Annotated in this window: 13 protein-coding genes; 5 read left to right on the top strand and 8 right to left on the bottom strand. The window is 52.2% G+C overall.

The genetic code is table 11. The features are described from left to right. Positions 1-25: 25 nt before the first annotated feature. From trmH to gmk, 5 genes are all read right to left on the bottom strand, one after another. Positions 26-712, bottom strand: a complete 687-nt coding sequence (gene trmH / locus ACFOE0_RS13730; protein ID WP_248937782.1) for a tRNA (guanosine(18)-2'-O)-methyltransferase TrmH — start codon at positions 710-712, stop codon at positions 26-28. A 68-nt stretch (positions 713-780) separates the two neighbouring features. Beyond that, a complete protein-coding gene (locus tag ACFOE0_RS13725; protein WP_115138878.1) occupies positions 781-1,164 on the bottom strand; it encodes a RidA family protein in 384 nt (127 codons plus the stop codon). An 18-nt stretch (positions 1,165-1,182) separates the two neighbouring features. Then, positions 1,183-3,288 (bottom strand): bifunctional GTP diphosphokinase/guanosine-3',5'-bis pyrophosphate 3'-pyrophosphohydrolase, encoded by a 2,106-nt coding sequence (gene spoT / locus ACFOE0_RS13720; RefSeq protein WP_115138877.1) that lies wholly within the window; start codon positions 3,286-3,288, stop codon positions 1,183-1,185. A gap of 24 nt (positions 3,289-3,312) precedes the next feature. After that, positions 3,313-3,591 carry a DNA-directed RNA polymerase subunit omega gene (gene rpoZ / locus ACFOE0_RS13715; protein ID WP_115138876.1) on the bottom strand — a complete coding sequence of 93 codons (279 nt, stop codon included), beginning with the start codon at positions 3,589-3,591 and terminating at the stop codon, positions 3,313-3,315. Between the two features lie 60 nt (positions 3,592-3,651). Then, positions 3,652-4,275 (bottom strand): guanylate kinase, encoded by a 624-nt coding sequence (gene gmk / locus ACFOE0_RS13710; protein ID WP_115138875.1) that lies wholly within the window; start codon positions 4,273-4,275, stop codon positions 3,652-3,654. Between the two features lie 264 nt (positions 4,276-4,539). Between gmk and ACFOE0_RS13705 the strand changes: the two genes are divergently transcribed. The 3 genes from ACFOE0_RS13705 to ACFOE0_RS13695 all read left to right on the top strand — a co-directional run bounded on the left by ACFOE0_RS13705 (position 4,540) and on the right by ACFOE0_RS13695 (position 7,615). After that, positions 4,540-5,589, top strand: a complete 1,050-nt coding sequence (locus ACFOE0_RS13705) for a hypothetical protein (protein ID WP_248937781.1) — start codon at positions 4,540-4,542, stop codon at positions 5,587-5,589. A gap of 87 nt (positions 5,590-5,676) precedes the next feature. Then, positions 5,677-6,543 carry a nucleotidyltransferase family protein gene (locus tag ACFOE0_RS13700; protein ID WP_248937780.1) on the top strand — a complete coding sequence of 289 codons (867 nt, stop codon included), beginning with the start codon at positions 5,677-5,679 and terminating at the stop codon, positions 6,541-6,543. Then, a complete protein-coding gene (locus ACFOE0_RS13695) occupies positions 6,536-7,615 on the top strand; it encodes a phosphotransferase enzyme family protein (RefSeq protein ID WP_248937779.1) in 1,080 nt (359 codons plus the stop codon). The genes ACFOE0_RS13700 and ACFOE0_RS13695 overlap by 8 nt, the downstream gene beginning before the upstream one ends. A 71-nt stretch (positions 7,616-7,686) precedes the next feature. On the opposite strand, the gene ACFOE0_RS13690 is transcribed toward ACFOE0_RS13695, so the two are convergent. Together ACFOE0_RS13690 and ACFOE0_RS13685 are read right to left on the bottom strand one after the other, a co-directional pair. Next, a complete protein-coding gene (locus ACFOE0_RS13690; RefSeq protein WP_248937778.1) occupies positions 7,687-12,147 on the bottom strand; it encodes an SslE/AcfD family lipoprotein zinc metalloprotease in 4,461 nt (1,486 codons plus the stop codon). A gap of 540 nt (positions 12,148-12,687) precedes the next feature. Further along, positions 12,688-12,852, bottom strand: a complete 165-nt coding sequence (locus ACFOE0_RS13685; RefSeq protein WP_248937776.1) for a hypothetical protein — start codon at positions 12,850-12,852, stop codon at positions 12,688-12,690. Positions 12,853-13,136: 284 nt separating this feature from the next. On the opposite strand from ACFOE0_RS13685, the gene ACFOE0_RS13680 reads away from it, so the two are divergent. Together ACFOE0_RS13680 and ACFOE0_RS13675 are read left to right on the top strand one after the other, a co-directional pair. After that, complete coding sequence (locus ACFOE0_RS13680) at positions 13,137-14,714, top strand: sigma 54-interacting transcriptional regulator (protein ID WP_248937775.1); 1,578 nt, start codon at positions 13,137-13,139, stop codon at positions 14,712-14,714. Further along, a complete protein-coding gene (locus tag ACFOE0_RS13675; protein ID WP_248937774.1) occupies positions 14,714-17,152 on the top strand; it encodes a serine/threonine-protein kinase in 2,439 nt (812 codons plus the stop codon). The genes ACFOE0_RS13680 and ACFOE0_RS13675 overlap by 1 nt, the downstream gene beginning before the upstream one ends. 48 nt (positions 17,153-17,200) lie before the next feature. Here ACFOE0_RS13675 and ACFOE0_RS13670 read toward each other — a convergent pair whose 3' ends face one another. After that, positions 17,201-17,713 (bottom strand): hypothetical protein, encoded by a 513-nt coding sequence (locus ACFOE0_RS13670; protein ID WP_248937773.1) that lies wholly within the window; start codon positions 17,711-17,713, stop codon positions 17,201-17,203. Between the last annotated feature and the right edge of the window lie 194 nt (positions 17,714-17,907).

Below are 17,907 nucleotides of genomic sequence, written 5' to 3'. Positions count from 1 at the left end.
TGCAAATATGCTGCAGTGTTGGCTACTAACCCGCAGCCAGCCTCATCTGTGCCCACCAATCATCATCTGCGGCTATCTGACCATGCTCATCCAGCCTAGGGTAGGGCAGTGATTTTCGACGGCAGGCTTTGGCATAGATGGGGTGACCATTTTCAAACAGCATTTTATGGCAGTAGGCGTCATCCAACTTACGTTGGCCATACATACCGGCGGCAAGACGCTGACTCTGGGCTTCATACATCAGCAGGGCTGCTGCGACGGAAACATTGAGTGATTGCACCATACCTACCATGGGAATAGTGACGTGGTAGTCAGCACGGCTGGTGGCGCAATCGCTGACGCCGTCTCTCTCATGTCCCAGTACAAATGCGGTGGGCTTGGTGTAATCCAGCTCGCGATAGTCGACGGCATCCGGTGTCATACCTGTAGTAACTATCTGCATGCCCTGACCCTGAATGACATCCAGCGCCTGATGAATATCCTGGTACTTGTGGGTCTTTACCCATTGTTGGCTGCCGGAAGCGGTATTACCCGATACCCACATAGCGGGATCGGGCCAAACTGCATGGACTTCATGGATACCCACGGCATCTGCGGTTCGCACCAGGGCGGCGATATTGTTGTTCTTGTGGACCTGATCCAGACATATGGTCAGATCAGGCTGCCGGTTGTCCAGCATCTCGTTGATGCGGGCGAAGCGTTCCGGGCTCATGAAAAAATCCTTCTAAACGACAGATAAACAAAAGGGCGCCAATGCGCCCTTTAAATATACAGTATTACCTACAGCTCCATCACGCCGTCCATTTCGACCAGCGAGTCCTTCGGTAGTTGCTTTACACCAATGGCGGCGCGTGCAGGATAAGGCTGCTGGAAATAGCGGCCCATGACTTCATTGACAGTGGCAAAGTTGCTCAGGTCTGTCATAAAGATATTCAGCTTAACGATATCGGCCAGCGAGCCTCCGGCGGCTTCGCAAACGGCAGTCAGGTTTTCAAATACCTGTACCACCTGAGCTTCAAACTCGTCGGAGACCATCTGCATGGTAGCGGGATCCAGCGGGATTTGACCGGACAGGTATACGGTTGAACCGACTTTAACCGCCTGGGAGTAGGTGCCGATAGCCTGGGGAGCCTTGTCAGTTGCGATGATGATCTTTTCTGCCATTGGATATTATCCTTGTTATCAACGGTTTCGAGAGGTACGCAATACTTCCGGTAATACCCGGATCCGGCGCATTACGTTGGCCAGATGGACCCTGTCATGAACAGAGATCCTCAAATTAATCAGATAGACACGACCGTCGCGCTCTTCCGTGCTCAGGTTGTGAATATTGGAGCCTTCGGCGGCAATAATTGAGGTGATCTTGGCCAGTGCGCCCTGATGGTTAACGATCTCAATACGCAGGTTGGCCTGATATTCTGCACCGTCCACATTGTCCCACTGCACTGGAATATACTTTTCCGGTTCCAGCTGGTAGCCACGAATGTTGGCGCAGTTTTCCATATGCACCACCAGGCCTTTACCCGGGCTAACATGGGCAATCACCGTATCGCCGGGAATGGGGCGGCAGCAGTTGGCGAAGGTCACCAGCATGCCTTCTGCGCCACGGATTGGCATCAGGTTTTGCTCGCCTTTGGACTCAGGCTCAGACTTACCAAGCAAACGTTGGGCGATCACTACGCTCATGGCGTTGCCCAGACCGATATCCGACAGTAACTCTTCAAAGGTCTCGTGCTTGGTTTCAGCCACCACCTTGGTGATCTGCTCTGGGTCGATCTCTTCCAGCTTCACTCCATCCAGAGCGTGGTTGAGCAAACGTTTACCCAGTGCCACAGCGTCGTCGGCAGTCAGGCTCTTCAGCAGCTGACGTATCTTGGAGCGGGCTTTGGCTGTCACCACAAAGTTCAGCCAGGCCGCATTGGGGCGACTGTGCTTGGAGGTAATAATCTCCACTGTCTGACCACTCTTGAGTGGCTGACTCAGCGGATAAGCCTGACGGTTGACCCTGGCACCGACACAGGAGTTACCCACATCGGTATGGACTTCATAGGCAAAGTCCACGGGGGTTGCACCCAATGGCAGTTCAAGGATGCGGCCGTCCGGCGTAAATACATAGATCTCTTCCGGGAAGAGTTCAGTCTTAACGTTTTCCACAAACTCGTAGGAGTTGGTTGCGCTTTGCTGCAACTCCAGCAGGCTCTGCATCCATTTACGGGCGCGAACCTGAGTAGTGGTGCCTTCCTCTGCCTGTGGACTACCGTTTTTATAGATCCAGTGGGCAGCAACCCCTTTGTCGGCCATCTGATCCATATCTTCGGTACGGATCTGAATTTCAATGGGGATACCACGGGAGCCAATCAGCGAGGTATGCAGTGATTGATAACCGTTGGCTTTGGGGATGGCGATATAGTCTTTGAAGCGTTTCAGCTTGGGCTTGTACAGGCTGTGCATGGCGCCCAGTACCCGGTAACAGGTATCAACGCTGTCGACGATAATACGAAACGCGTACAGATCGGCTATCTCGGTGAAGGACAGCTCTTTGTGACGCATCTTGTTATAGATGGAAAAGAGGTTCTTCTCCCGGCCCTTAACATCGGCTTTGATACCGTTGTCTTCCAGGCGGGTGACAATCGCGTCGTAGATATTGTCGATGATCGCCTTGCGATTGCCACGGGCACTGGTGAGTGCACCTTTGAGTGCGCGGTATCGCATGGGGTAATAAGCCTGAAAACCCAGGTCTTCAAGCTCATTTTTAATATTGTGAATGCCAAGACGGTTGGCGATGGGGGCGTAGATCTCCAGCGTTTCTCTGGCAATACGGCGACGTTTGTCAGGGCGCAGAGCGCCGAGGGTGCGCATATTGTGAGTGCGGTCAGCCAGCTTGATCAGAATGACCCGGATATCCTGGGTCATGGCCATCACCATCTTGCGGAAGTTTTCCGCCTGGGCTTCTTTCTTGTCGCGGAATTTCAGCTTATCCAGTTTGGATACGCCTTCCACCAACTCTGCCACCGAGGCACCAAAAAGCTCCGCCAAATCCTGAAAGGTTACGGAGGTATCTTCAATGGTGTCGTGTAATAGAGCAGCCATCAGCGTCTCATGGTCGAGACGCATTTCGGCTAGGATGCGGGCTACCGCAACCGGATGGGTAATATAAGGTTCGCCACTGGTACGCATCTGCCCTTCATGGGCATCTTTTGCCACCTGATAGGCCTGCTTGAGTAATTCAACTTGCTCGGGCTCTAAATACCCGGACGCAGACTCCTTGAGACCTTCAAACAGATACAAGCAGCTCTCCTTACATTACAAAAATTACAGCGAACGGCCTTCTGCGATTGCGGTAACAGCAGCCAGTTCGGCAGCTTCGCGTTCACGTACACTCTGACGCTCATCTGCATCCAGAGTCTGGGCGTTAACCAGGCCCAGTTCAATTTCACGCAGGGCGATAACGGTAGGCTTATCGTTCTGCTCTTCAACCATTGGGTCTTTACCCTGAACGGCGATTTGGCGAGCGCGACGCGCTGCAACCAGGATCATGTCAAAACGGTTGCCGATTTGCTTAGCGGCGTCTTCAACAGTTACGCGAGCCATGTATTGAAACTCCAGTATTTTCGGGTGGAAAAAATGACGCAAAATTGTACATGAAGGCAGTTATTCTGCCAACAGATCATTAAGCATACCACTGTGGGTGCGGATCTGACCAGCGGCTGTCAATCGCTGACTGCGAATGATAGTGCGTAAGTCATTCAAAGCTGTCTCAAAGTTATCATTAACTATGATGAAGTCATATTCAGCATAGTGGGACATTTCAGAAACTGCCTGGGCCATACGACCGGCAATCACCTCTTCGCTGTCCTGACCCCGACCGGTCAAACGACTTTCCAGCTCAGCGCGGGAAGGTGGCAGAATAAAAACGCCAACGGCTTCCGGCATCAGGGCTTTTACCTGCTGGGCACCTTGCCAGTCGATATCCAAAAAGACATCAATGCCTTGGGCCAGGGTTTGCTCAATCACTGTGCGTGAGGTGCCGTAGTAGTTACCGAAAACTTCAGCCCACTCGTAGAAGGCACCTTCTTCAATCAGTGATTTGAATTCTTCTACCGATACAAAGTGATAGTGTTGACCATCGACTTCACCCGGACGGGGCTGGCGAGTGGTATGGGATACAGACACCTGCATATCCTTCGGCTTGTCAGACAGCAAAGCCGAAATCAAAGAGGATTTTCCTGCTCCACTGGGGGCAGAAACAATAAACAAATTACCACGCGCGCTCATAGCTAATATCCGCTATCAAAATTAAAGAATAAATTCAGAATAGCCAGATATTATAGCTGGGTGAGTGGCCCCAGTACCAGAGTTTGACGCCGGGATCTTGGTGTCAGGGTGGATTTGTCAGTACATAGAAGCAGACTTTGCCTTACCGTTATGCGGAAATTGCCTGATAACCGGGGTCAAATCGCTAATTGATTTACCGGCTGGGCTGACAGCGTCCAAGGGATGTTTTAAGCTGCCAGCAATTCGAATAAAAGGAGTGATAGCTTGTTCAGGTCGTTGTTTTGTCTGAAGGGGACTGACACCCGTAGTCGTTTTCTTGCCATTTGTGCCGCGTGCTGGGCCTTGTTGTTAATTCTGCCAGCATTGTTTGGCATCTCTCCATTATTGCTGATCCTGGCTGCGCCTCTCTGTTTTGTCATCTTTGCCGCCAGCCTAAGAGCAGGCAGCAAGGCTTCGGTATATGGTTTAGTGTTGACCGGCCTGTATCTGCTCGCCTGGGTTTTGATGGTATTCGGTGTTGGCTCGGGTGCATTGATTACCGCTGTGGTTGCTGCCGCGCCCACAGTTTTGATTGCCAGACAGACTTTAGCTGTGATTAAAGGGACTGAGCAGGGATATTTGGCACCCGGGCAAAGTGTACCGACATCGGCGGGCCGCAGGCGTCGTGAACCTGTATTTGGTGAAGCCGGTGATGAGTATGCAGAAGATTTTACCGTCTGTGCCGATGATGCCATTGAAGATGAAGTTGATGCCGTCCGCAGAGAAAGCACGACACAGGCAGATCCAATTGCAGAACTGAAGGCTCTGTTCGCCGCCAACCCCAGATTGCTTCCCGGCGCTGCGATAACCGTGACTGCCGTGATCATCCTGACGGCGGCTGTCGCTCTCTGGCCTCAAGGCGCTGAAGAGACTCAGATGGATGAGATCACTGTGCAGCAACCCGCTGAGCCAGCTGTGGCCAGAGATGAGGTTAAGCTGCCGGATGGCTTCTCATTGGGGCTGGTGGACGGCCGACTGGTGATGAGCTGGTTGGGTGATAAAGGTGAAGCGGGTGAGTTATGGTCTCTGGCCAGCGCCAAAGGCGATCAGCGCTGCTCCGTGCTGAAGTTCAATAACGGCAGCGAGTATCGTCCGGTGTCGGTACTTATGACAGCTGACACTGTCACCGAAGCCTGGTTCTCTCCGCTGGATGCCAGGGCAGTTATTCAGGATGTGGCGATGCGGGGCAATGCTCAGCTGTGTGGTTACAAGTTTTCTTTAAAGGGCACTCAATCAAGATTGGAAGCCCACAGGGCTTTTGCCCCCTATCTGTAAATGCTTTAAACTTCCCGCCTTAACTGAATCAACAGCCGCTTTATGCGGCTGTTGTGTTTCAACAATAAAATTAAAACGAAATTCCAAATGCGCAATTCAGCAGAGCTTACTCTGGTCATTATGGCTGCCGGTATGGGCAGTCGCTTCGGCGGCGATAAACAGTTGGCCAACCTTGGTCCAAATGGTGAAACCATGTTGGAGCTGTCGCTTCAGTCTGCCTATAAGGCTGGTTTTCGCCGCAGCGTGTTGGTGATCCGTCCTGAGCTGGAATCAACCCTGTCTGCTCAGTTGGCTGAGGTGATGCCTGCTGATTTTGACTATCACTTCTGCTATCAGAAGCTTAATGATCTGCCGGTCACTGTGGATATCAGCCACAGAAGCAAGCCCTGGGGAACAGCCCATGCACTTTATGCTGCCCGCCATTTGGTGGAAGGGCCGCTGGCGGTGATCAACGCAGATGATTACTATGGTGACTCAGCGTTTACGGCCCTGGTGAATGGTTTGAGCGCCACGGATGACTGGCTGATGGTTGCCTACCCACTGAATCGCACTTTGTCGGAATTTGGCGGCGTTAACCGTGGTGTTTGTCAGGTGGCTGATGAGCAGCTGACCAGCGTCGCCGAATGGCTGGATATCCGTCAGGAGAGTGGTGTTCTGAAGGGCGAGCTGGATGGGCAGCGTTTGGAAATCAGCAAGGATGCACCTGTGTCCATGACCTGCTGGGGCTTTAAAGCCAACATCTTCCCTATGTTGGAATCGGCATTGGCAGAGTTTGCCAACACGTCCGCCCATCTTGAGAAGTCTGAGTGTTTTCTGCCAACGGTAGTGCAATCAGCCATAGATAAAGGTCAGGTGGTCAGAATTGCCGTGGCACAGGACAACTGGCTGGGTGTGACCTATCCGGAAGACGCCAGCTGGGTAAAACAAAAATTAATGGAGTTAGCCGGTGAATGAGTTTGTATGGCAGCAGGTTCTGCCTCACTTTGGAATGACCAGAGACGAAGCCAACCAGGATGCCAAAGTAGCACCACTGGGCAATGGCCATATTAACGATACCTTTCTGGTGCGTTCCGAGACCGGTGACTTTGTTCTGCAGCGCCTGAACACTCAGGTATTCCCAACGCCATGGGGATTGGTGGGTAATGCTGGCATTATCAGCGAGCATCTGTGTGCCAAGCGCGACAGTGGTGACTACCAGTTGCAGGTGGTGTGCCCTCATAAATGCAGCAACCAGGAGCTGGGTGTTGATTTGGGCGAGCAGGGGTTCTGGCGTGCCATTAGCTATCTTCCGTACAGCCACAGTATTGATGTGGTTGAGTCAGCTGAACAGGCAGAAATCGCGGCGCATGCCTTCGGTCACTTTGCCCGCAGCCTGAGTGATCTGGATGCCAATCAAATCCACGATGTTATCCCTAAATTCCATTTCCTGCCGGGCCGGATTGAAGCCCTGAGAGAGGCTGCCGAAAAGGATCCTTTGGGTCGGGTTGAAGCCTGCCGCGAGTGGGTAGAGTTTGCGCTGGGCCAGACAGGTCTGTTTGATGAGTTGCGGGAACTTGAGCCAAAGCTGCCCCTGCGCATTTGTCATAATGACACCAAAATCAATAACATGCTATTTGATAAGCGGGATATGAGCGCGATGGCGATCATTGATCTCGACACCTGCATGAAAGGTCATCTGATGTATGACTTCGGTGATATGGTGCGTACCTTCTGTTCGCCGGAAGCTGAAGACTCAACAGAGCTGAACAAGGTGCTGGCCCGTCCTGAAATCTTCGCGGCGCTGGCGGCCGGTTACACCAAGGCTATGGGTGAGGTGCTGACCGACGCTGAACGTCAGAGTTTGTGGCTGGGTGCCCGTATCATGCCTTTGATGATTGGGGTGCGCTTCCTGACGGATCATCTGTTGGGTGACACTTACTTCCATATTCATCGCGATAACCATAACCTGGATCGCGCGGCCAACCAGTTTAGCCTTTATCAAAGCCTGCTGGCTCAGGAAGCTACTCTGAAACCAATGCTGGGTTAGATGCCAATCATACTCGAATGGTTATGAAAAAAAGGAGAGCCGAGGCTCTCCTTTTTAACATCTGTAATGGATTATCTGACTATTACTGTAATGCTGTCGATGGATGCAGGATCCAGTTTTGGCTTTGGCAGTCCCAGAGCACGCACTTTGGCGACACCCGCATCGGTCACACCACCTTCAAACTGAGGCTGAGGGTCTCCCGGGTAGATAACCGCTTTGCTGCCTGGATTCCAGTCCTGGAAGAACTGGCTGAGGTCAGTCTGTGCGGCATAAGAGGCGCACAGCATCAGCTTGTCACTCTGGCCCAGGTTCTGGCCGTAACACATGTTGTCACCTATCAGCTCAAACTCGCCATCGTCGGCATTGCGGCTCAGACGGTGCATCAGCTTGAACAGGTTCCACCCCTGAACGCCCTGAGTTTCATCATAGTAAGCAGGCAGCTTGCCTGGATACCAGGTCTTGATATCAAACTCAGTTTCAGCCCACTCTTTCAGCTGGGCGAACATCACCAAGCGCTCACCGGCACCACCCATGGCCCAGGCATGGCCTTGCTCTGCGGCCACAAAGTCTGGGGCAATGCGGATATCCTGCTCAACCCGGCTCATCTTGCCGTGGTGCTTGTCCTGCATGTATAGCGCCAGCAGGTTGTTCACCACTTCAGTCGCACCCTCCACATTGAACGGTGCTTCGGCGGCATTGTGGCCAACCTCATGCCACAGTAACCAGGAGTTCAGCGGTGCCAGCTGAATGTTGCGACTTTCAGTGTTAAAGCCTGAGTTCATCACAGGGTAGCCCGAGTGAGCCGCCCCTATGCTGATTGCCACATCATTGACAAAGTGGTGGCGATTGGCCGGAATGCTGATATCTGTGGCTTTGCGGTTGGCCTGGCCATTCAGACCTTCATCTCTGGCGTAGAAGTCATTCAGATCGTCTGCAAAGGTATCCAACTCGGCTGCAAATCTGGCAATGACACCGTCATAGTTGTCAGCATTCAGGTTGGCCTTTGGCGCAGTATAAATAAAGCTGTTTGATACCACTTCACCTATGGGAGCAGGTGAATCAACCGGGTTGAGCCAGCGGCCGGAAGACAGTTGGTACAAAGGTGCGTCAACTGTATCTGTGAGGCTAACCTGCACCATATCTTTAGCACTGCCCTGAACATAGATCAGACCACCATAAGGCACAGTCATGGTGTGAGTGTTACCTATGGTGTCTGAATTCAGGGTAACGCTTTGGGTCATGCGAGGTGGCCGTTTCAGCCCCAGTTCATGCTTTTCACGACCTGTCAGATCATCCGCCAGTGCCACTGTGATGGTGACAGGTGCCTGTGTTCCCTTAACCGATACAGTAAATGGCTGGTGAGCCACGGCCCACTGACCGGTTGGCTGACGGTTACCGGCAAACCAGGCCGCGGTGTTACTGCCCAGCGTCAGTGTGAACTCATCGCTGCCAACAGTGCCTGTGGCTTCACCCGGGAACTGACGGATATCTGTTTTGATATCCAGATCCCAGAAGGTGCGGCCCAGCATCAGGCGGGTCAGTGGCTTCTCCATATAGTTCAGCGGATAGCTCGGGTTCATATAACCCGCGTACTGACCCTGATCTTCACCCAGGATCATCTGGTTGCTCAGCAGTTGCTGTTTCAGATCCGCCGGGCAGGAGGTGCCGCCTTGTGCGCGATCATCACTGTAGCAGTTGAGGAACTCGGTAAAACGCTTAAAGCCCAGCTCATCATTGGCACCAGACTCGTAGCGATAGTCCAGATTGTTCCAAAGCCACACAGACATATTCTGGTAGATGCGGTTCAGATCCACGCTGGACAGACGTTCACCCTGCTTACCCTTGGTGCGGAAGTAGAGCTCGTGCTGATACAGGCGTTCGATATTGGTACCTAAATCTGCCGCTTTAACCATGGCGCGGGCCTGAGCATCTCCCAGATCCAACTCGGTATAGCGAGGCACGAACATACCACCGGTAACCGGAATGCCATTGCCGGGGCGATACTCCAGACAGTTGATCTCATAGTGATAGTTGGGGTCTTTACACTCGGCATAGGCGGGTGTGCCATCAGCCTTGGTGAAGGCAGCCAGTACCCGGGTTTTCTCTGCCTGGATCTCGGCGTCTGTTTTGCCTGCTTCGTCGATAAATGCCGGATGATTGACTGGCTGACCGTCTTCTCCTGATTCAGTCCAGTGAGCCAGTTCCAGCTGAGGTTTATCATCCGGCTTGTTTTGCTCCTGATACAGCCACACCACTTTGCCATTTTCATCAATGCGATAGGGCAGAGCGGGCGTGCCATCGTCGCCCTCAACTGCGGCATAACGCTCAATCACCCAGATGCCTTCACCACGCTGACTACGGGCTTTGCCGGGGTGACCATTCACATGGCCATTGCCGTTGGCAACCACAGAGCCACCCATGCCGAAGGCGATACCTGCGCTGTCCAGCAGACGAGACACAGCACCTGCATCCAGAGTATTCTGGATGGTTTCCATCAGCATGATGTTGCCACCTTTGCTGACATAATCGATCAGTGCAGTGGCATCGTCCTGACTCAACTTAGGACGGCTCAGATCGGCGCGCATTGGCAGATCATAATGGTTACCATTAGGGTCGATCAGGTATCCAAAGCCGTTGATAATCAGCAGTGGCATGGTTTGCGGATCCAAACCGGCGAAGCTGCTGACCTGTTCAGTGGTCACGCCAAAGGTATCGGCGATAACAAAATTTTCCTGCTCACCGGCAACCTGGCCGTGACGCTTAAAGTAAACGTGAGGAATGTTGGTACCCACGGTAAAGCCGCTGTCTTTGTCCGTCAGATATTTGAAGCTGTTCTGGAAGAAGTACTTCATATCATTGCTGTCACTGTTTAAGCGACACTGACCTGCGTCATCTATGCCACCGTGCCAGCTGAAGCCATTGGGGCAAACCAGTACTGAGTTGTATCTGGCATTACCCATTACCATCACCTTGCCCTGACCGATTTCACCAATGCTGATAAAAGGCAGGTTGAAGGTGGCAGTCTCTCCGCCGACCAGCTCTGGCACCACAGTCGATGGTGCTTCGGTAATGTACGCCAGGGTATCTTTGTCCCAGGCCTTTTTGGCACCGAATGGCAGCCAGTAGTTGTTGTCGTTACGGGACATCACCACTGGGAACGCGGTATTGGCAATGTTCACGGCAGCCTGACCTCGGGCGTTACCTGTGCTGCCGTAGAAGTTGGTGCTGTCGTGGAACACGTGGAAATGCTCAACCGGTTTCCAGCCATTGGCCTGCGCTTCCAGGCTGCTGCCCCACAGCTTTTGAATGTCTGCCAGGATCTGGCCGCTTTCATCTGTGCTTTGCTGTTTTACGCTTGCCTGACGCAGCAGAGCACCAGTGTCATCGCACTGGTTTTGGCAAAGCTGTTGGTCGATGATTGCCGCCTGTCCCTGCTTGAACTGCGCAGTGAACTCAGCCGGGATCACCTGAGTGGTGCCATTGCCGAGGTCCAACTCTCTGGCTTCACTGGTCAGCGACAGTGAGATGATCTCATTGATGACGTTAGGGTACTGAGCAAATACCTGAGTGACCTGAGTCGGTAACTGCCAGTGGCCTGCCTCTTCAGAGGCATAGCGTTTTATCAGAGCTTCGGCGTTATTGCCTTTATCACCTTCAGCCAGTTGCTGCAGGGTAAAGCTCTGTTGGTTGCCGCGCACTGTGCCCAGTTCAAAGGTGTCGATACCAAAGCTGACACTGTCGCCCCAGAAGAACTCAAATTCACCCTGATCATTAGTGACACCACGGCCGCTGCGGCTGAAGTAGCTGACCCCGGATACCGGCTTGCTCTGACTGTCAGTCAGGACGGCTATGGTTGGAATGGTCTCTTTTGGCTGGTACTGATAGTTGGACTCAGCATCGGCAGCGACAAAGCCGGCATTCAGATCCGGTGACGCGCCGGGAGTCACTTCCGGTTTGATGTCCGGTACGTGAGTGGATGGCTGCTTGTCGGTCTGGCTGTCGTTGGCCTGCTGTTCGAGCAGCCCGGCAAACTCTTCTGTCGACATATCCAGATCGTGGCGATAGTGGTTTTCAAACTTAAGCGCCTGCAAGGTGTTCAGCTCAAGCTCCACTATGTCACCCCGGGTAACGCCCATAGTGTTGATCAGAGTGACCGCATTGTTGGCCGCTTGCGAGTTATCAACAAACTCATTGGCCTTGGTCAGATACAGAGTCTTGCGTTGGGTCGGTGTCGCTTCGCGGGCAGCGGCATCCGGCTGCACATCACTGAAACTCGCCAGCGTTGTGCTTTGATATTCACAGCTGACATCATCGCCGACTTTAATTTCGAAGTTGGACGCGCTCTGACCATTACAGCTTACGCTGCTGCCCAGCACCAGATTACCGTTCAGAGACAAACTTGCAGCCAGAGTTTGCGGAATTTCCGGTTCAGGAATATCCGGCCCGGGAGGTGGCGTTGTTGGCGCGTCATCACCGCCGCCACAACCGGCCAGCAGTGTCAGTAAAGACAAAGCGACTAAAGACTTTTTCATGATTTTCCTTGGTATGAAGACGGCCAGTGCCGTGGCTCAGAGTTCATGGGGGTAACTAGTTAAAGCGGTTGTACAAAGCTTGAACTTGAGCGAGATATCGGGAAGTGGCGGGATTTTACATTGGGGTAGTAGTTATCACTAGGGTCTGTTGACCTTTCATGGTTGAATTTTGCTCGAGATAGACGCGCTTTAATCGCGACGCAAGGTGTGCCGCCTAGTGGGCCTAAGCAAATACCTTGCAACAAAGAGTAAAGCGCGTATAGCCGAGCCCTTCGGGCAGCGTTTGTCGTCGCTTTCTACTGCATTAACGCTCATTTGTGTAGAACAACTACACTACAATCGCGTTGCTTTGTATAAAACAACGACAAAGAGCTGCAAAAACCATCTTCAAAGGTCAGCAGACCCTAATTATTTAACTAAATCATGGCGTTAAATATTTTGTTGCAGCCGGGATTGGGGGCAAGGTATTTGACGCTCTGTTACAGAAATGCAGCCGGGCAGGGCGTATTGCCCTGCCTGATGACGGCTTATGGTTTTGCGTTATTGGTAAACCGGATCGTTACTGGCGATCAGTGGGATATCTGAAATCAGCTCCGCCCAACAAGGGGGAGTCATAAAGTTCTCGACGGGCAAGCCAAAGTACTTTGGCTGCTGTTTCGCTTCTGTTTCCGCGCGTCTTTGTTCTTCTGTATTTTGCTTGTCCATCATTCCCTCCCGGTTTGAAACCTTACTGTCTGTGATACCGGAATAACGAAAGAACCATGCCATGTTTTTAGTATTTAAAAATCAGCAGGATATCTGCAGTGCTTATGGTAATTGGTTTTTTTGACGTGTCAGTGACAGGTTAGTGTCATTTGTTGGGCTGGTTAGTGAATAAGTGCTGGTCGAATATGCTGTTTTGTGGGTGGAGTTTGGTGTTTTCGGGTGTTAGTGTGGAGTAATGGGTCAATGGTGTGCCACTACAGAGTAGGATGCTCGAGGAGGGGAATATGTTCGATGGACAAACCCTTAACTTCAGACCTGCGGCGTTGCGTCAGGCGCAACATCGCCAGGTACTGACTTCAACCCTTATTTTTCACCCTGATCTCTCTATGGTTGGGGCCTACAGCCAGCTCACTGCCAGTCAGGGTAGCTGGGCATTAAGTCGACTTGAACCGGGATTTCATCTCTCCGGCGGCGCGGTGCGTCCGCTGGCAGACCCCTATGTCAGTCGCTCTGGGCTGAACCTGTCCAAATGTTCTGGTGGCTGGCAATTGGATTGCCGTAACAGCAGCACTCAGGTGACAGACCTTAACGGCCACACAGTAGACTACCTGCAGTTGAGTGACGCTGACCTGAGCGACGGCGTGGTACTGACGCTGTCAGGCCGGATAGTCGTGTTACTGCATTACGCCTCACCTAAAGAGCCTGTTGCTGTGGACTCTGTGCCCGGCCTGTTGGGGGGCAGCGATAATATGAGTCAGGTCAGAAGCCTGATCTCCAATGTGGCTGACCTGAAGCTGCCGGTGCTTATCCGTGGTGAATCCGGAACCGGTAAAGAAGTGGTGGCCAATGGCATTCACAACGCTGGCCAGCGACGAAACAAACCCTTTGTCAGCGTCAATATGGCCTGTATCCCCAGAGAGCTTGCCAGCAGCGAGTTGTTTGGCAGTGTTAAAGGCGCTTTTACCGGAGCCTCCAGCAGGGATGGCAGCTTTCAGCAGGCAGATGGCGGTACTCTGTTTCTGGATGAGTTGGGAGAGGCACCTCTGGAGGTGCAAACTACCTTACTCAGAGCGCTGGAAACAGGGGTTGTGCAGGCTGTGGGCAGTGAAAAGCCCAGACAACTGGACGTGCGCTTTGTTGCCGCTACCGATGCCAATCTGGAAAAGCTGATTGGTGCCGAGTCCTTTAAGTTACCTCTGTTGCAACGCCTGTCAGGCCTGGTGATTGAGCTGCTTCCTCTGCGCGAAAGACCTGAAGATTTCGGTGTACTGTTCAGCCATTTCCTGTGCAATGCCCTGATTGAAACCGGGCAGGAGCATAAGCTGCTGCATGCTGAAGCTGACAGCTTTGGTTATTGGGCCTGGTTATTTGCCCGCTGTGCTCAACTTAACTGGCCGGGTAACGTCAGACAGCTCAGACATACGGCCAATCAACTGGCATTGGGATTAATGACCTGTCACAGACTTGAATCATTTGACTGGTATGGTTTTGTTGAAGGCATTGCCAACGAATTACAGATTAAAGATGAGGCCCCGGCCGAGCATAAACCCGTGGTGGAGCTGCCCAGGGTGGCCCGTCGTAAGCCCAGAGATATTGAGGATGATGAGATCATGCAAGCTCTGTCAGCCAGCGACTGGCAGATAAAAATGGCGGCTGATGCTCTGGGAATTTCCCGCGCCGCACTCTATTTACGGATAGATGCCAGTCCCGCACTGCAGCGGGCCAGCAAGCTGTCGGAAGGTGAACTGCAGAAGTGTTTTGAGCAGTGCGATGGTGACCTTGAGTTGATGGTTGAAAGGCTGCAGGTATCAAAACAGGCGCTTAGAAGACGTTTGAATGAAATAGGAGTGGATTGTCCCTGATGCAGGCGCAGCCGGAATCTATCGGTCCTTATCTACTTGAAACAGAACTTGGCAGCGGCAGTCATGGACGGGTTTATAAAGCCTGGGATCCCAGGCTTTCCCGCTGGGTGGCGATCAAGCTGCTTTATGATTTTCAGGCGGATTCACTTACTTCAGAGGCAAAGCTCCTCGCCGAGCTGAATCACCCCAATATTGTGGTGGTTTATGACCTGCTGACCCATCATGGTATGCCTGCGTTGGTGATGGAGTATCTGCCCGGAGACAATCTGGCTGCCCGTCTGCAACGTCAGGGAGCTTTGCCCTGGCAGCACGCCCTTGAACTTACCCGCCAGATTGCGGCAGGTCTTGATGCCGCCCACAGCCGACAGATTATTCATGGCGATCTCAAACCGGAAAACCTGATTTTTGATCAGCAGGACCAACTTAAAATCGGTGATTTTGGTATTGCCCGCCGTGAGTGGCAGCCAGGACAGGCGTTCGGTAGTTGTCTGAGTATCAGCCCTGAACAACTGCGAGGCGAGGCTGCCGGTAAGCAAAGTGATCTTTATGCCGTAGGCTTGCTTTTGTATCGCATGCTGACAGGCGATCACCCCTTTGAACAGGAGGATGAGCAGGCGGACATGTTCGCCCGTATGCTTAACTCACCCTGTCCCAAGGTGGACGGCGTGCCAGAGTCTGTCAATAACTTACTGGCCAGTTTATTGGCTGCCGATCCTGCCAACCGACCGGCGTCAGCGGCTGATCTGGTGCAGCAGCTCAGCCCATCGCCGGTCAGTCAGGATCCAACCTTACTCCATCCCCCTGTTATCGTTGCTCCCCAGCCCCGCGGCATCAGCCCCTGGCTTTGGGGCGCTGTCGCGAGCATGTTGGTATTGGTGGCGGGCTGGTGGTTTTGGCCTGTCACACCCACATACGTGTTGGCACCCAGGCCCCAGATAACCGCAGGTGAGGATATTGAGGATCTGCCTCTGATCCGCGCCGCCGTATACCAGGGGATAACAGAAGCTCTGACCCGGCAGCAGGACACCAGACTGATTGAACTGCCGGGCGGCATCGCCCCCTCAGAGCAGGACTGGACCCGGGCACTCAAGCAAACCGCCGCCGATCAGATGCTGATCAGTGAGCTGGCCTGTCAGCAGGATGAATGTGCCCTGACACTCAGCCATGTCGATGCCGAATCCAGATTGATCAAGCGGGATACTCTCAGGTTTCCCACTGAAAACCTGCTGTTTATCGGTGACTATGTGCAACGTTATTGGCAGGTGGACCAGAGCGAACAGGCTCAGGCCAGCAATGAAGCTGATTACCGCAAATTGTTGACCCTGCATGAGTCTTATCAGGCCAAAGAGATAGGGCGCAGGGATTATTTGAACTTGTTGGAGCCCTATGGCTGTCGCTTTCAGCTCAGTTGTCGAGAACTCTTGCGTTTGTACAAACGGGAAGCCAGGAGTCAGCGTCAATCTGAATGGCTCGATAAAGCTGATGCTCTGCTGGACAGTGCTGACTTCGGTTTCCAGCCCAGATTTTTGGATATAGATGCGATTTATCTGGCTCTGCTCCGCAGCGACTTTGAACGTGCTGATAAGCTGCTTAACTCTCTCGAGGGGCTGTTTTTCACTGATGATCTGGTTTTGGGGCTAAGGGCGCGTTGGTACTTTGAGCAAGGGTTTGATGTTAAAGGTCTTGCCATGATGGCAAGGTTGGCTGAGCAGCGTCCATCGGCACTGAACCGATTTAACTATGCTCTGATGCATTATCGTCTGGGACAATACAATGAAGCGGCTGATGTGTTGCAGGCATTGAGCTTGGATATGCCGCAATTCATTAGAGCGAGAGAGTTGTTGGCAGATATTTTACTCAGTCGAGGGCATTGGTCTGAAGCCGCTTCTAAATATGCAGAGCTGCTTGCTCTTCCAGAACTGAAAACTTGGACGAACTACGTTAACTTGGGAGTGGCTCTGATGATGCAAAGTGAGCTTAAAGCTGCTGAACGAGAGTTGATGACTGCTTTTCAGCTAGCGCCAGATAATCCAGTTACAATCATGAATTTAGCGGATGTAAAATTTCTGCAGAACCAAGAAAGTGAGTCCTCTATATTGTACGAAAAGATTCTAACTTTGTTCAAAAACGAGTTACCTCAAAGCAGTTGGGAGTACTTGGCATTAGCACAAGCTCATGCCCGTCTTTACCAAGAGGAGCAAGCCAATCAAGCGCTTTTGAAAGTTTTGAAAGAGTCAGCGACAGATCCCTTATTGAGCTTCAATATTGCGCTGGTTTACCTTTTTTTGGGTGATAAGGAAGTTTGTTATAGCTATTTAGGTCAGGCCGTTGAAGCGGGATTACCTTTAAATTGGTTAAGCTCGCCATGGCTGGCTTCCCTTGAGGGGGACTCAACCTTCGAAAGACTGAAAGTTGGTGAGATAGTCCGTGTGTACTGATGTGTTGAGGCAGGCCCTCGAAAAGGCCTGCGTTAATAGGGGGGTAAGTCAGACTTCTTCCCAATCTCTTCCTGCAATTATCGGATCATGTGAAAAGTAGAGCTGTCCATTGGGATCCTGAACCACAAATCTAAATCCAACCTTGTTGCCATCGTGTGGACCATATTTCCCATCCGGATGCCGCCAGAATACCGAAGGTCGAACCTGGATCTGCAGCAGATAAGGCTCCACTAGTTTGGTGGCCACGGCATCCTGATACTCTATGGTGCGGTTGCCGGTGATAAACAGCAGACCATCAAATACCTGGCGTTTTTCCACCGAGCCAGCCGGGGCAAACTGCAGATCGTTATACTTGTCTTCCAGCTTGACCAGAATATCTATGGAATCGTGCAGTATGGTTTCTATGTATTCAAGTTGGAACTCGTTATACATCAGCCGCCAACTGTCTGGATCTTTGGGGTGACCTATATTCAGCACCAGATTTGGGGTGGTATTTCCATCCTTGGGGCAATTGTCCAGCACCAGCTTGGTGACAGTGTCCGATTTCAGATGTGTCGTCATGGCTTCCCTCCTGATTTAGTTCATCGCGCTTTTGGCTAACACTTTATTTGCGAGTAGTTACAACTCCCGTGCCAACATCTAAAAATGGCGAACTACCTGGGGATTTTTCATTGTACTGGTGTAATGGTCTAAGTTATAGGCGTGTTATGTTACAAACTGACATGTCACTTTTTGATACTGACACGCTATTCTGA

The sequence above is a fragment of the Shewanella submarina genome, assembly GCF_042646185.1.
In the GTDB taxonomy this organism is placed as follows: Bacteria; Pseudomonadota; Gammaproteobacteria; order Enterobacterales; family Shewanellaceae; genus Shewanella; species Shewanella corallii.
Note: the sequence above shows the minus strand (reverse complement) of the source record. Positions and strands in the feature narration are given on the sequence as shown.

Coding starts and splice junctions, on each gene's coding strand:
- trmH (WP_248937782.1), bottom strand. CDS start 712: ATGAGCCCGGAACGCTTCGCCCGCATCAACGAGATGCTGGACAACCGG.
- ACFOE0_RS13725 (WP_115138878.1), bottom strand. CDS start 1,164: ATGGCAGAAAAGATCATCATCGCAACTGACAAGGCTCCCCAGGCTATC.
- rpoZ (WP_115138876.1), bottom strand. CDS start 3,591: ATGGCTCGCGTAACTGTTGAAGACGCCGCTAAGCAAATCGGCAACCGT.
- gmk (WP_115138875.1), bottom strand. CDS start 4,275: ATGAGCGCGCGTGGTAATTTGTTTATTGTTTCTGCCCCCAGTGGAGCA.
- ACFOE0_RS13700 (WP_248937780.1), top strand. CDS start 5,677: ATGCGCAATTCAGCAGAGCTTACTCTGGTCATTATGGCTGCCGGTATG.
- ACFOE0_RS13690 (WP_248937778.1), bottom strand. CDS start 12,147: ATGAAAAAGTCTTTAGTCGCTTTGTCTTTACTGACACTGCTGGCCGGT.
- ACFOE0_RS13685 (WP_248937776.1), bottom strand. CDS start 12,852: ATGGACAAGCAAAATACAGAAGAACAAAGACGCGCGGAAACAGAAGCG.
- ACFOE0_RS13680 (WP_248937775.1), top strand. CDS start 13,137: ATGTTCGATGGACAAACCCTTAACTTCAGACCTGCGGCGTTGCGTCAG.
- ACFOE0_RS13675 (WP_248937774.1), top strand. CDS start 14,714: ATGCAGGCGCAGCCGGAATCTATCGGTCCTTATCTACTTGAAACAGAA.
- ACFOE0_RS13670 (WP_248937773.1), bottom strand. CDS start 17,713: ATGACGACACATCTGAAATCGGACACTGTCACCAAGCTGGTGCTGGAC.